The sequence below is a fragment of the Streptomyces sp. NPDC034043 genome, assembly GCF_055575675.1.
In genome coordinates, this window is record NZ_JBVISF010000017.1 from 98,667 (window position 1) to 112,502 (window position 13,836).

Sequence of the window (13,836 nt, forward strand, 5' to 3'; positions counted from 1 at the left end):
CGTGGGTTCACGCCTTCGCGGGCGGGGCCGGGAGCGTGACGAGTTCGCCGAGGACGCGGGCCGCCGGCGCCGGATCGGCCAGCCACTTCAGGTGGCTGCCCTCCAGGGTGCGCACGTCGTACGGGTTGTCGGGCGTCAGCTCGTCGCCCTCCCGGATCAGGCGGTCCTGGAGGGCGAGGGGCAGGCTCGTGTCGTCGGCCAGGCGGATGTAGGTCTTGGGGACGCGGCCCCAGGTCGCGGCCTGGGCCCGGTCGGCGGGGCCGCCGACGTCCAGGTTCTCGTCGGGCTGGAAGGTGTTCAGGAAGGCGTGGAACTGCTCGTCGGTGCCGTCGGCGAAGAAGGCCGCCTTGAACGCCGCCAGCGAGCCCGGGTCCGCCGTGCGGAAGTTGACGCGGAGCAGGCCGAGGTCGGCCGGGTTTCCGGCCAGCGCCGAGGCGAAGGCGGCGGGGTCGACGGAGGCCATCTCCGGCTCGGCGTAATAGTCGTTGGTGTCGAGCCGGACCGGGCACCAGGCCGAGACGTAGACGAGGCGGTCGATCAGGTCCGGGCGCGCGTTGGCCGCGGCCGTGACCGTGACACCGCCCCGGCTGTGGGCGACGAGGATCACGGGGCCGTTCCGCTTGGCCCGTTCGAGGATCCCGATCAGGTGCGCGACGTTGTCGGCGAGCGTGACGCCCTTGATCGAGCCGGGCGCGGTGGCGAGCCCCTCGGGGTCCTGCGGTGCCTGGTAGGCGCGGGTGAAGGTCGCCTGGAATCCGTGACCGGGCAGGTCGACGGCGACCGAGCGGTGCCCGAGGAGGCCGAGTTCGGCCTGGAGGGGTGCGAAGGAGAAGGAGTTCGCGAAGGCTCCGTGCACCAGTACGAACGTCGGTTGCATCATTGCTCACTTTCGGGTGGGGGGTGGCGGACATCCGGTCGGTGTCCGGGGATTCGGGCGGTCCGTCAGCTTCCGTCAGTCCGACGTGGGACGCAGGACCAGGCAGAGGAAGCCGAAGCTGTCCCGGTAGCCGCGCAGCCACTGCGAACGCCGGGCGGTGGCCGTCTCCAGTACCTGTGCGGCAGCGGGATCGGCGGGGTGGTCCAGGGCCCATGAGGCCAGCGAGCCCCAGCAGGCCCACTCGTAGGCGTCCAGTTCGGCGCGGGTGCTGACATGGCCGTGGACGGGGGTCCATCCGTCGGCGACGACGCGGTCCACCGTGGTGGCCAGGTCGGCGAGGTCGCCGAACGTCTCGACGGCCGCCGGTGAGGGGGCGCGGTCCCAGAACGACTCGCCGATCAGGACGCGGCCCCCCGGAGCCAGGTGCTCGCGGGCCGCCGCGAGGGTGGGGAGCAGACCGCCGAAGGCGTGCGTGGCGCCGACGCTGATCACCAGGTCGAACGGGTGGGGAGGGCCGAAGTCCGCCGCCTCCTGGCGGTGCAGGAGCAGGCGCCCGTCGACTCCGAGCTCAGTCGCCGCCCGGTGCGCCTGCGTCAGGGCGGCCTCGGAGACGTCGACGCCCTCGGCGTGCAGGTGCGGGCGCGTGGCCAGGGCGCGCAGCAGCCACTCCGCCGTGCCGCATCCGAGGTCGAGCACCCGCTCGTCACCCCGCGGGAGGCCGTGTTCGAGGAGCCGGCTGACCGAGTCGTCGCCGAGCGGGGACTTTATGGGGTGGCCGGCGTGGGCAATCATGGAGATCTGTTCGTGGTTCACGGGGCGGCGTCCCCCGCGTCGAGGAGCAGCTTCGCCGCCACCGCCGCCCCGTCGGTGCGGACCGAGCCGGCGACGGCCTCCGCGCGTCCTCGCGTCTCGGGGGTCAGGGCCGTCCGGAGCGCGGCGGACAGGGAATCGAAGGTCGGGTTCGGACCGTCGTGTGCCGCGCCGATGCCCAGTTCGGCCACGCGGGCGGCCCAGTACGGCTGGTCCACGAACTGGGGAACCACCACCTGGGGCGCACCGGCCCGGGCGGCGGTGGTCGTGGTGCCCGCGCCGCCGTGGTGCACGACGGCCGCGACCCGGCGGAACAGGGCCTGGTGGCTGACGTCACCGACGGCGAAGCAGTCGTCCGAGTCGTCCACCAGTGCCAGGCCGGCCCAGCCGCGGGAGACGAGCACCCGGCGGCCCTGCGCGCGGGCCGCTTCGACGGTGGTCCGGGCGATGTCGGAGGCCGTGCTCATGGGCATGCTGCCGAAGCCGACGTACACCGGCGGGGTGCCTGCGTCCAGGAAGGCCTCCAGATCGGCGGGCAGGGGGCGTTCGTCGGGCAGGATCCACGCACCGGTCTGCACGAGGTCGAGGTTGGTCAGCCGCTCCCACGGGCCGAGGACCGGGTCCGCCGCCAGCCACGGCCGTTCGGTGAAGACGTGGTCGCGAACGTTGTTTACCGGCGTGAGGCCGAGCGCCGCCCGGTGGGCGTTGAGGGGCTCGAGGTAAAGGGCGTTGACCTTCCGGGCGTCCAGTTCCCACAGGGCCTCGTTGTCGGTCATGCCGGGCGGGGCCGGCGGGCCGGGGCGCGGCGACGGCGGGTAGTGCGCCGAGGGCATCTCGAACGGGTGGAAGCCCGCGTACACGTAGCGGATGCCCAGCTTCTCGGCCACCGAGCGGACCCCGGCCGGCATCAGGCCGCTGGCCACCAGCACGTCGCGGTCCTCGGCGGCCCCGGCGACCGTGCCGAAGTGCGCGGCGACCAGCTCCGCCGCGAACGCGGCCGCGTCCGACGGCGGCGCTCCCGTCCGCAGCGCGCGCACGTCCCGCCCGAAGGGCACCACTTCCGCGCCGACACCGGCCAGCAGCCGCGCGAACTCCTCGTCCGGCGGGGCGCAGACGCGTACGTCCGCGCCGAGTGTCCGCAGTTGCGCCGCCAGTGCGGCCAGCGGGGCGATGTCGCCGCGTGACCCGTAGGCCATCAACAGCACACGCATGTCGTGTTCCTCATTCCTGTGGATGCCGGCTCCGGCCGGCGATGGTGCGACGGGGAGCCGGGTGTCCCGGGTCCCCGCCCGGGGGCTCCTCGTGGCGCCCGTGGACGGATCAGGTCGCGGGCACGTCGAGCTGGTACTCGTGGGTGCGCCGGTAGGAGCGGAATCCGAGGCGGTGGTTGACGGCCAGCATGTGGATGTTGTCGTCGGCGTTGTCCGTCTCGATCTCCACGACATCGGGATGCTCGGCGCGCAGACGCCGCACCATGGCGGCCTTGACCCACAGGCCGAGACCGTGGCCGCGGTGCGCGGGCACGACGGCCGTGTCGTATTGCTGGGCGCGCGGCCCGGAGCCCTGGGGCAGCACGATCTCGGTGTAACCGGCCATCGTGCCGTCGTCGTGGACCGCCGCGACGGTCAGCAGTGTGTCGCCGCGGTCGGCGACCGCCTTGGCCATGGAGCGGACCCGGTCGGCGTCCCACGCCACGCTGCCGTAGTCGAGGTCGCCGACGGGCATGTCGTTCATCGCGTTCTTGGCCGCGGCGAAGGCATCGGCGAGTTCGTCGGGGACCGTCCCGGTCCAGTGGGCCGCCCGGTAGCCGGGGGGCGGGGTGTCGGCGATCGGCGGCAGGCCGGCGTCGGGCAGCTCGTCGAGGCGCAGTACGAGGTGGTCCAGGGTGAGCGCCCGGCGGAAGCCGCACCGTTCGGCGAAGGCCGCGCCCGGGCTGTCGGCCGGGGCCGCCGCGATGAGGCTGCGCCGGCCCTCGGTGACGCAGGCGGCCACGACCGCCGACATCAGGAGGGAGCCGGCTCCCCGGCGCCGGTGGGCGGGGTCGACGTGCAGTTCCAGTTCGGCCAGGTGCTCCTGGCCCGGGGAGGTGAACACCCGCAGGCCGGCGACTGCGACGGGGGCCCCGTCCGCCCCGGTGGCCAGCCAGGCCAGCCGGCGGCTGCCCAGGGCGGGCCGGGTGAGCTGGGCGTGGATCCGTTCCTGGTCGGGGGCGGGCACTCCGGGCAGGTCGTGGGCCGTGGCGTTCGCGACGATCCGGTGCCACGCGGCGGCTTCGGCGGCCGAGACGTCCGGGAGCGGAATGAGATGTACGGATATGGACAAGGTGATCGCTTTCGTGGTCGGGTCGGTCGTTCTCCGGGAGGACACGAGGGCGTGTCCGTGCCGGCCGGCGGGCCGCGGGGCCGCGGCCGGTGAGCCGGGGTCAGGGCGCGGTGCCCGGACTCCAGCGGTCGAGAGCGGCGTACGCCGGGATCCACCGGGTGGTGCAGGCGTCGTACGCGGCCGCGGGCAGCCGGGCCAGGAGCCGCTCCGCCGTCGGTTCGTCGGCGCCGTCCAGCAGCCAGGGCAGCAGCCGGGGCGCGTCCTGGTCGACGTACTGGTCGTGGATCCGGCTGAAGTGGCCCCACTGGTCGGCCGTCAGCATCCGCCGGACCAGCGGGAGCGCCGCTTCCTCCTCGTGCTCCAGGTGACCGGTCAGACCGCGGGTCAGGGCGTCGGCGAGCTGGCCCAGCCGCAGCGAGTCGGCACCCGCGTCGGTCAGGGTGTCGTCGATGGCCCGGATCACCGGGGTGATGGCGGCGTGTTCGGCCTCCATCACCTCCAGCAGCGCCAGGTCCTTCGGCCGGCCGGCCAGGTTCCGCCGCAGCGGCGGCCACAGTGCGTGGTCCTCGGCCGCGTGGTGGGCGTGGAGGGCCTTCTTGAACAGCGTCCATCCGGCACCGGTGGCCAGCACCTGCCGCGGGTCCCGGTCCGCGGCGGTGGTGACCCGGTCCAGATGGGCCAGTTCCCGGCGCAGGGCGTCGTGCACCGCGTACATCAGGGTCAGGTCGATGGCGTGGCTCCCGGGTGGTGGCGGGCCGTTGGGACGCGCTCAGCGGCCACGGAGCCGGCGTGGCCGAGGGCGCCGGCGGGACGACGGCTCACCCGTCCGGCCGTACGGGTGGGAGTCCGGGCGCGTGACTGCATGCCTCAAACGATCTTGCAGTTCGTACGTATGATCAAGAAACACTTGTGTGCGGTTCGATAACCGCTGGGTTATCGACGAAAGGCCGGGGCCGGTGGAGCTGCGGGACATCGAGATCTTCCTGGTGCTGGCCGAGGAACTGCATTTCGGCCGGACGGCACAGCGGCTGCACGTCTCCCAGGCCCGCGTCAGCCAGGCCGTCAAGAAGCAGGAGCGGCGCATCGGCGCCGAGCTGTTCACCCGCACCAGCCGCACCGTACGCCTGACCGAGGTCGGCCGGCAGTTCCGCGACGACCTGCAACCGGTCTACGCGGGCCTGCACGACTCCCTGGAGCGGGCCCGGCTGGCGGCCCGCGGCATCACCGCGCAGCTGCGCGTCAGCCTGATGCCGTTCAACATGCCCGACCTGCACCCGTACTGGAAGGCGTTCCGCGCGCGGTACCCGCACTGGGGGCTCCAGGTCCGCCAGGCGACCTTCACCGATGTGTTCGGCCGGCTCCGCAGCGGGGCCATGGACGTCGTGGTCGCCTGGCTGCCGGTGGAGGAGCCGGACTTCACCGTCGGGCCGACCCTGTGCACCGACTCCCGGATCCTTGCCGTGGCCGCCGGGCACCGGCTCGCGGGACGGGACTCCGTACCCCTGGAGCTGCTCGCCGAGTTCCCGCACGCCACCGCCCTCGGTCTGCCGGACTACTGGGAGGACAGCTACCTGCCCTTCCACACCCCACGGGGCCGTACGATCGAGCGCCTCGCCCACGCGGCCTCGGACACCGCCGACGAGCTGATCGGCCACGTCGGCATGGGCGAGATCATCCACACCTTCCCCGGCCACGTCACCAGGTACTGGGGCCTGTCGAACATCCGATGGCTCCCCCTTCCCGACATGCCCACCATGCACTTCGCCCTGGTCTGGCGGACCGAAGCCGAGAACGACCTCGTCCGCGCCCTGGCCGACACGGTGCGGGACCTCGGCGTGTTCCGGTTCTGACCGTCCGCCCGGGCCGCTGTGCACATGGGCACACGGCGCCGGGCACACCGGTGGCGCCGGCCCGTTCACCCGTCGGCTGTGGGCCGTGCCGGTCATCGTCCCCGGGCGTTCGGGGGAACCGCGGGCCTCCCCGGTCCTCCTCCACCGGGCGGGGGCACCGATGGGTGAAACGAGAGAGGGACACGATGCCGCTCTATCTGTCGAGGTTCAGCTACACGCCGGAGACCTGGGCGAGGCTGACCGGCCACCCGGAGGACCGCTCGCAGGCCGCCCGGTCGTACATCGAGTCCGTCGGCGGGAAGCTCCACGGCTTCTGGTACGCCTTCGGCACGCACGACGGCTACAACCTCTGGGAAGCTCCGGACAACGTGTCCATGGCCTCGGTCGCGCTGGCCATCAGCGGGGGCGGCGCGCTCAGCTCGTTCGAGACGACCGTGCTGCTGAGCGTCGACGAGACCCTGGACGCCCTGCGCCGGGCCGGGCAGATCCGGTACCGGCCTCCCGGCGCGTAGCGGTCGGCCCCGGACCCCGCGCGCCGCCGGGACCACGAGGAGACGTACCGCCGGCCAATGGGCGCGCGGGCGGATCCGTACCGCCAGCACCATCCCCGTGGCGGAAGGGCGGTCGGGCCGCATAGCGTCTGCCCCATGCCCGAGTTGCAGTTGCTCCGTCCGGACCACGCCCCCGCGCTGCTCGCCTTCGAGCGGGAGAACCGGGCCTACTTCGCGGAGTCCGTCCCCGACCGGGGCGACGAGTACTTCGCCCGGTTCGGGACCCGCCACCGTGAGCTGCTGGCCGAACAGGCGTCCGGCGTCTGTTATTTCCACGTGCTGACCGGTGCCACGGGCGAGGTCCTGGGGCGGGTCAACCTCGTGGACGTGGCGGACGGCGGCGCCGAGCTCGGGTACCGGATCGCGGAACGGGCCGCGGGCCGGGGCCTCGCCACCGCGGCCGTACGGGCCGTGTGCGCCCTGGCCGCCGGCGGCTACGGGCTGACGTCCCTGCGGGCCGCGACCACCCTCGACAACGCGGCGTCCCGGGCCGTGCTGGCCCGTACCGGGTTCACCGTCACGGGCGGTACTCGGCTCTGCGGCCGCCCCGGGCTGTCCTACTTCCGCGCCCTCGGCCCCGCGGCGGCGTCCCGGCCCGGAACCTGAGACCCGGACGAGGGAGACCTGAGCTCCGGTCGAACGGCCGCTCGGCACGGCGGTTCCTGGGTAAGGCCCCAGGATGAGCAACGTGAAGCCCGGCCAGGGATACTCCCGCGACAGCCGCTACATCACCACCCGCATCACAGCCGACGGACGCGACGGTTTCCCGGTCGAGCCCGGCCGTTACCGTCTCGTCGTCAGCCGCGCCTGCCCCTGGGCACACCGCGCGGTGATCGTCCGCCGGCTGCTCGGACTGGAGAAGGCCCTGCCCATGGCCGTCGCCGGCCCGACGCACGACAAGCGCAGCTGGACCTTCGACCTCGACCCGGACGGCCGTGACCCGGTCCTTGGGATAGAACGGCTCCAGGAGGCCTACTTCGCCCGCGACCCCGACTACGACCGGGGCATCACCGTGCCCGCGATCGTGGACGTGCCGAGCGGCGAGGTGGTCACCAACGACTACGCGCAGATGACCCTCGACATGTCGCTGGAGTGGGCGGCGTACCACCGCGACGGTGCTCCGGAGCTGTACCCGGAAGCGCTGCGGCCGGAGATCGACGCGGTCAACGAAGAGATCTACACGGACGTGAACAACGGCGTCTACCGCGTCGGGTTCGCCCCCACCCAGGAGGCGTACGCCGAGGCGTACGAGCGCCTCTTCGCCCGCCTCGACCGCTTCTCCGAGCGGCTGGAGGGGTCCCGCTACCTCGTCGGCGAGACGATCACCGAGGCGGACATACGGCTGTTCACCTCGCTCGTGCGCTTCGACGCCGTCTACCACGGCCACTTCAAGTGCAACCGGCAGAAGCTCTCGGAGATGCCGGTGCTGTGGGCGTACGCCCGGGACCTGTTCCAGACGCCGGGATTCGGGGACACGGTCGACTTCGACCACGTCAAGAAGCACTTCTACGTGGTCCACAGCCACATCAACCCGTCCGGGATCGTGCCCCTCGGCCCCGACCCGTCGGGCTGGCTCGAACCGCACGGCCGTGAGGCTCTGGGCGGGCGCCCGTTCGGGGACGGCACCCCGCCCGGGCCTCCCTCCCCCGATGAGACCGTCCCGCCCCACCAGGCTCCGCAGCACCCCTGATACGACCGCCGCCCGCGGGGGCCGGGGCCTTCCCCGGCCCCCGCGGGCCCCGCGTCCGGCCCGGGGCTACGGCGCGTCGGCAGCCGTACGGCGGACGGGGCGAGTCCGCAGCCAGTACGAGCGGGCCGCGATGACCAGGGCGACGCCGTACACGGCGAAGGCGACCATCCCGATCCAGCCGACCAGCAGCGCGTCACCCGACGAGTGGAAGTCTCCGCGCCGCAAGGTGACCGCGCCGGCCGAGGCGAGGGCCAGGTACGCCACCCCCACGACGCCGTACGGGGCGAGCGTGGCGGCGCCGAGCAGGGCCGGGGCGAGCGGGAGCCAGTGCGGCACCCGCCGGCCGTGGAGGAGCGGCGTCCAGCGCGGGAAGACCTGGCCCCACGGACGGACCAGGCCCCAGAGCAGGAAGACGCCGAGCAGGGCCAGCAGCGCGGTGGGGTCGAGGCCCCAGGACTCCAGGGTGAGGAACGTCCCCGAGGCCCCGTTCCGCTCCGAGACGGCGAGCATCTCCGCTCCGGTGATCCCCGCGAACGTGCCGCCGAACGCCCAGAGCAGCTTCATCGCGGTGTAGGGGACGAAGGCCAGCGTCCCCGCCCAGGCGGCGAGTTGGACGGCCCGCGGGGCCGCGGACGCCGCCGGTGCGGCGGTACCGGCGGGCCGGGGGCCGGACCGGGCCGTGGTCGCGAGCAGGACCGCTCCGACCGCCGCCAGGGCCTTGTTCGCAGTGGAGGCCGGATGGTCCACCCCCTGGCCGAACGTCAGCGTGATCACGTCCATCAGCAGGCTGAACGCGGTGAGTCCGGCCAGCCCGCACAGGACCCGGAGCAGCACCCGCAAGGCCGGCCGCGGGCCGGACCGCACCACCGCCGCGCCGGCCGTCGCCGCCAGTGCACCCACCGCCACCACCGCCCAGCCGAGCCCGGCGGTTCCCGAGTCACCGCCGTGGTAGAGCAAGGGCGTCCCGCTCAGCGCACACACCAGGCCGAAGCCGGTGTACACCACCGCCCACAGCACGGTGGCCCGGGCCACCCCGTACGGCCGCCCCTGCCACCGGGCGCCGCGCCGCGCCTTCACCGTCCGTTCACTACTGGTCATGTCCCGAACAGTGCATCGGCCGCGTCGGGGTGGGCATCAGCCGCCGGAACCATCCCCCTCCCCCTGCCGGGGGAGCAGCCCCGGGCGCGGCGCGGGCACGGCGCCGACTCCGCGCACCCGTCGGCGGACTCCACATAACGAGGTGACCGGGGCGCGTGCAGGCTACAGCTGACGCTCGGTCATGATGGTTCCCACCTGGGCGATTTCCGCCCCGAACGTACGACACGGAGTTCCCTCATGCGCATCCACCGGAGCCGTTCCGCGGCTATGGTCACCTTCATCGGGCTCACCCTGGCCCTGAGCGCCTGCGGCGGCGCCGGTTCCACGGACCGGCCGATCAAGGCGCCCACGCCGGACCCCGGTTCCAGCGGGGGCACGGCGGCCGCCGGCGCCGCCCCGACGGCGACACCGTCCGGTGCCGGGGCGCCGCCCGCCACCGCGAGCCCGGCCCCGACGGGCCCGGACGGCAAGGGCGCGGGCGGCACGGGCGGCGCGGCCACCGACGACAGCTACGCGTACACCCACCCGTGCTCCGCACGGAACATCACCGTCAAGGTGACGTCGCAGCAGGGCTTCCCCGCCACGGTCCGCATCATCACGGTGACGAACAACGGCCCCACCGTGTGCGGACTCGACTTCCACCCCGCCGTCGGCTTCAGCGCCAAGGACGCCGCCCTCGGCATCCAGGCGACGCCTCCGAGCGGCCTCGGCGGCGCGCCGGCCCATCCGGTGCGGCCGGGGGCGACGACGTACGCGGCCGTGGACCTCAACCCGTCGGGCGGGACCGGACCCGTCGCCGACGAGATCAACATCCTGGCCGACCCCGGGCACATGCCGAACGCGGACGGCGTCAGTCTTCCGCTGGCCACCCCGCAGTCCGTCGCCCGCCCGAAGGTCGGCCTCTACCACTTCACCGCCCGCGACTCGTTCAACACCCTGTAGGCGTCATCGGCGGACGTCCCGGGGCACTTCCACGCCTCGTCCCGGCGGGCACGGGACGGGTATGACCTGTTCGGAAGGCATCCCTTCCGCTGGCGGGGCTGCGCGTCAGAGCTGAGTGCGGCGGTTGCCTTCAGTTCGCGCTCGCCGGTCGGCCGTGTAGTTACGCCTCGAGAGTGACAAGGGATGGAACCGCAGGCCGATGTGTGCAACCGCACCGTCGACGAGCCTGGCTCACATGCCGAAAGTGAATGTATTGCCCGATGTGCCGCGCTGGGCCCGGCTCGCTGCGGTAGGCGCCGCATTGACCAACGTGCCCTCGGCGCTTTGGCGGGTGGCCATTGCCGTCGGTGTCCCCGTTGGGCTGGCGCAATCCGAATACGATCAGATGGGAGCTCCTGGCCCGGGCTCGTTGGTCCTCGTCGGCCTCAGTCTGATCTCCGAGGCCTTCGCGTTCCTCACCTTCGGGCTGGTGCAGAGCTGGGGTGAGGCGTGGCCGCGCTGGATCCCGTATCTACGTGGGCGCCGAGTCCCAGTCATGCTGGGGACCGGCGTGGCGGGGCTTGGCGCGCTGGCCACGACTGTCTTTGGCGCACTGTTCGTCTACACGTCGCTCAACGCAGACATGGAAGCCTCCACCTGGGGCCTCTGGCTGCTCAACATCGTCTACGCACCGTTGCTCTTGTGGGGTCCGCTGCTGGGCGCGGTCACAGTGCACTACTACCGGCGCCGGATGGCCGCCTCGCCCGCGCCGGCATGAAGGCCCGGATCCTGTCGAGCGCTTCCTCAGCCCCGCCATCCGCTCGAACCGGCCCCGCTGCCGTGCACGGCGGATGGCCACGCCCGAGGGTCCTCCAGCGAATCCCGGTAGGCATCGACCGCCGGTTCGGGGCATGACGGACGGTCAAGGGCGCACCCTATGCTTCAGCGCCTCGCAGGGAGGCAGGCGTACGCCCGGTGAAGTCCCGTGCGGTACGGGTGAAATGGGCCTGGTCGGCGAAGCCTGCGGTGGCCGCGGCCAGGGCGGCGGTCGAGTCCGGCAGGTCGTTGATCGCGGTGCGGAGTCGGCCCCACCGGCGCAAACACGCGAGCGTAATGCCCAGCTCCTGCCGGGCCAGGGCGCGCAGCCGGGGGGCCGACAGGCCGACCTCGATGGCGATGGAGGTGATGGGCATGTCCGGATCGTGCACCGTGCACAGGTGGACGGCCTGGGCGACTCTCGGGTCGAGTGGGGATGGGCGCCCGGCGAGCGTCTGCAGCTCGGTGTATCCGGCGGCCAGGTCCACGCTGGTGCCGGGGCCGTCGGCATCAGGGGTGCCGAGCGCGGCGAGCAAGCGGCGGACCTCGCCCGTACCGAGCCGTATCGGCCCTGGGCGGGAGGGCAGCAGCCAGGAGTCGATGAACAGGGCGACGTAGGGAGAGGTCGCTTCACAGGTGTGGGCCAGCTGGGGCGGAACGATGAGCCCGGACGCCGCCACCATGGGCCGTCCCGGCTGGCGGAGTTCGGCGTGGCCGCCGACCGGCAGCACGGCCTTCCACGCGGGCAGCCGGTGTCGGGCGACGCGGAACGGGCGGGACTCGGCGAACATCGTCGCCTCGGGGCCGCAGGCGAAGACGATGCGGCGATCGTTTTGTTCAAGTGCCCAGGCACGAGGTGAACTGATCATCGTGCCATGCACGTTATCGCTTCCATTGCCTTGGCCGTGTTCCTGGTCGTCACGGGGGTCGCGCATTTTCTGGCCCCCGGATACTTCCGCCTGCTGGTACCCGCATGGCTCCGCCGGGAGCGGCTCATCGTTGCCGTCAGTGGTGCGGCGGAGGTCGTGGTGGGTGTGCTGGTGCTGGTTCCGGGCGGCAGGCGGGTCGGGGGCTGGGCCGCCGCCGTCCTGATCACCTGTTACTTGGTGTCCCACGTGGACGCGCTGTGCCGCGCGCGCCCGGACCGGCCCCGGTCGCTGGAGCGGCCGGCCGGTGCGGTGGCTCGGCTGGTGGTGAACGTCCTGTACATCGCCTGGGCGGTTGCCGTGGCCACGTCCGCGGCCTGACGCCGGTGCGCGGCAACCGATAGTCCGAGGCGGTGCCGAAGCCGCCGTCATCACAGAGGAAGTCATGCCATGAGTCATCGCATCGTCGTCGTGGGCGCCGGTTACGCCGGTTTGTCGGCGGCCAAGCGCCTCGCCCGCAAGCTGCGCCGCAGCGATGTCACCATCACGCTGGTCAGTGCCTCGGACCGGTTCGTCGAACGGGTCCGGCTCCATCAGCTGGCCGCAGGACAGCCATTGACGGCGCTGCCGTTGCGCCAGCAGCTCAGCGGTGCTGCGCCGGTCCAGCTGGTCGTCGGACACGTGGGGGCGATCGATACCGCCGGCCGGACCGTGTGTACGGACACCGTGCCGGGAATGATCGGCTACGACACCCTGGTGTATGCCGTGGGCAGCCGGGCACGGCTCGACGATGTTCCGGGGGCAGTTGAGCACGCGTACGCCGTCGCCGATCCTGGGGAGGCAACACGGTTGCGGCACAAGGTGGCCGAGATCGCGTCAGGCGGCACCGTCGCGGTGGTCGGCGCAGGGCTGACCGGGCTGGAAACCGCCGCGGAGCTGGCCGAGAGTTACCCCGAGCTGCGAGTGCGGCTGCTCACCGGTGCTGATGACGTGGGGCTCGGGCTCGCGCCGCGCGCCCGAACCCACCTGCGGCGCGCTCTTGACCGGCTGGGCGTCTCGGTTCATCCGAAGATCCTTGCCGCGGCGGTGCGGGGCGACGGCTTGGACACGCGCGACGGCGCGTCGTTCGCCGCTGACGCAGTCGTATGGACCACCGGGCTCCAGGCGCCGGAGCTGGCGCGCGCGGCGGGATTCGCGACGGATGAGAGCGGTCGGATGCTCGTCGATGCCACCCTGCGCTCGATCTCGCACCCTGAGGTGTACGCCGTCGGCGACGCGGCTGCCGGGGTGTCGGTGGGCGGAGCGCCGAGCCGAATGTCCTGCCAGGCAGCCCTGCCCATGGGCCGGGGCGTGGCCGACGTCGTGGCGGCTCGGCTGACGGGCCGGGAACCGGAGCCCGTCCGGATCGGTTACGCCTTCACCAACATCAGCCTTGGCCGGCGTGATGGTGTCGTCCAGTTCACCCACGCCGACGACCGCCCGCGCAGGCTCGTCCTGACAGGACGAGCCGCGGCGGCCTTCAAGGAGGCTGTGGTGCGAAGCACAGTACGGTCCTGACCGCGCGGTGATCCGGCTCGGTGACGAGCGGGATTCCTGAGCGGATCCGCCTACCGCATGGACGGTGCTGTGACCTCATGCGGGCGGACGGCTTGACCCCCGTGCGTGAGACGGTCGAGCAGATCGTGCGAGCGGTCCGCGGCGGCAACGACTCGGCCATCCGCACCCTGCTGATCGACCGGCCGCTGTCGCGGACACCGCGGCCCTGCTGTACCTGCGCGAGCGGCTGTACGCGACGCAGTGACCTGCGGCTGGAGAAGCGATCACGGCAGGCTGTGCAGCGGCCCGGCGGGCAGGAAGCGCCGCCAGGCCTCGTCAGCCGCGACCACGGTCAGCAACGCGAGGACGCCCGCCGGGGAGTCCCGGGCGGGCGTCTCGTGTGCCGTGGGGTGTTGCCGGCTTAGTACCAGTGGTTGGCCTGCCAGAAGTTCCAGGCGCCGACCGGGCTGCCGTAACGCTCGTTCATGTAGTCCAGGCC

The 13,836-nt window shown here is 72.7% G+C and carries 16 protein-coding genes; 8 read left to right on the forward strand and 8 right to left on the reverse strand.

The window, feature by feature from the left end; genetic code table 11:
• Window positions 1-7: 7 nt before the first annotated feature.
• From ACZ51S_RS30380 to ACZ51S_RS30400, 5 genes are all read right to left on the reverse strand, one after another.
• Entirely contained in the window at window positions 8-877 is an 870-nt protein-coding gene (locus ACZ51S_RS30380; protein WP_468476067.1) for an alpha/beta fold hydrolase, read from the reverse strand.
• 75 nt (window positions 878-952) lie between these two features.
• A complete protein-coding gene (locus tag ACZ51S_RS30385) occupies window positions 953-1,690 on the reverse strand; it encodes an SAM-dependent methyltransferase (protein ID WP_468475912.1) in 738 nt (245 codons plus the stop codon).
• On the reverse strand, window positions 1,687-2,898 hold the full coding sequence (locus tag ACZ51S_RS30390; protein WP_468802245.1) for a glycosyltransferase: 1,212 nt from the start codon (window positions 2,896-2,898) through the stop codon (window positions 1,687-1,689). The genes ACZ51S_RS30385 and ACZ51S_RS30390 overlap by 4 nt, the downstream gene beginning before the upstream one ends.
• 109 nt (window positions 2,899-3,007) lie before the next feature.
• Window positions 3,008-4,009: a GNAT family N-acetyltransferase gene (locus tag ACZ51S_RS30395; protein ID WP_468802244.1), complete on the reverse strand. Its 1,002-nt coding sequence runs from the start codon at window positions 4,007-4,009 to the stop codon at window positions 3,008-3,010.
• Window positions 4,010-4,109: 100 nt separating this feature from the next.
• Entirely contained in the window at window positions 4,110-4,724 is a 615-nt protein-coding gene (locus ACZ51S_RS30400; RefSeq protein ID WP_468802243.1) for a hemerythrin domain-containing protein, read from the reverse strand.
• Window positions 4,725-4,965: 241 nt separating this feature from the next.
• On the opposite strand from ACZ51S_RS30400, the gene ACZ51S_RS30405 reads away from it, so the two are divergent.
• From ACZ51S_RS30405 to ACZ51S_RS30420, 4 genes are all read left to right on the forward strand, one after another.
• Window positions 4,966-5,859, forward strand: coding sequence for a LysR family transcriptional regulator (locus ACZ51S_RS30405; RefSeq protein WP_468962568.1), 894 nt, complete (start codon window positions 4,966-4,968; stop codon window positions 5,857-5,859).
• A gap of 185 nt (window positions 5,860-6,044) precedes the next feature.
• A complete protein-coding gene (locus ACZ51S_RS30410) occupies window positions 6,045-6,371 on the forward strand; it encodes a GYD domain-containing protein (protein ID WP_468475907.1) in 327 nt (108 codons plus the stop codon).
• 135 nt (window positions 6,372-6,506) lie between these two features.
• A complete protein-coding gene (locus tag ACZ51S_RS30415; protein ID WP_468802242.1) occupies window positions 6,507-7,016 on the forward strand; it encodes a GNAT family N-acetyltransferase in 510 nt (169 codons plus the stop codon).
• Between the two features lie 73 nt (window positions 7,017-7,089).
• Window positions 7,090-8,100, forward strand: coding sequence for a glutathione S-transferase family protein (locus ACZ51S_RS30420; RefSeq protein WP_468475905.1), 1,011 nt, complete (start codon window positions 7,090-7,092; stop codon window positions 8,098-8,100).
• Window positions 8,101-8,166: 66 nt separating this feature from the next.
• Here ACZ51S_RS30420 and ACZ51S_RS30425 read toward each other — a convergent pair whose 3' ends face one another.
• A complete protein-coding gene (locus ACZ51S_RS30425) occupies window positions 8,167-9,198 on the reverse strand; it encodes a hypothetical protein (RefSeq protein WP_468962571.1) in 1,032 nt (343 codons plus the stop codon).
• A gap of 237 nt (window positions 9,199-9,435) precedes the next feature.
• Between ACZ51S_RS30425 and ACZ51S_RS30430 the strand changes: the two genes are divergently transcribed.
• On the forward strand, window positions 9,436-10,140 hold the full coding sequence (locus tag ACZ51S_RS30430) for a DUF4232 domain-containing protein (protein WP_468475903.1): 705 nt from the start codon (window positions 9,436-9,438) through the stop codon (window positions 10,138-10,140).
• 235 nt (window positions 10,141-10,375) lie between these two features.
• Complete coding sequence (locus ACZ51S_RS30435; protein ID WP_468475902.1) at window positions 10,376-10,897, forward strand: hypothetical protein; 522 nt, start codon at window positions 10,376-10,378, stop codon at window positions 10,895-10,897.
• Window positions 10,898-11,054: 157 nt separating this feature from the next.
• On the opposite strand, the gene ACZ51S_RS30440 is transcribed toward ACZ51S_RS30435, so the two are convergent.
• Entirely contained in the window at window positions 11,055-11,804 is a 750-nt protein-coding gene (locus ACZ51S_RS30440) for a helix-turn-helix domain-containing protein (RefSeq protein ID WP_468962573.1), read from the reverse strand.
• 6 nt (window positions 11,805-11,810) lie between these two features.
• Here ACZ51S_RS30440 and ACZ51S_RS30445 point away from each other — a divergent pair, with 6 nt between their 5' ends.
• Window positions 11,811-12,182 (forward strand): hypothetical protein, encoded by a 372-nt coding sequence (locus ACZ51S_RS30445; protein ID WP_468886447.1) that lies wholly within the window; start codon window positions 11,811-11,813, stop codon window positions 12,180-12,182.
• 69 nt (window positions 12,183-12,251) lie between these two features.
• Entirely contained in the window at window positions 12,252-13,358 is a 1,107-nt protein-coding gene (locus tag ACZ51S_RS30450) for an NAD(P)/FAD-dependent oxidoreductase (protein WP_468802238.1), read from the forward strand.
• 400 nt (window positions 13,359-13,758) lie between these two features.
• Here the strand turns inward: ACZ51S_RS30450 and ACZ51S_RS30455 are convergent.
• A partial coding sequence (locus tag ACZ51S_RS30455; RefSeq protein WP_468479641.1) for an aggregation-promoting factor C-terminal-like domain-containing protein occupies window positions 13,759-13,836 on the reverse strand: 78 nt, incomplete at its 5' end.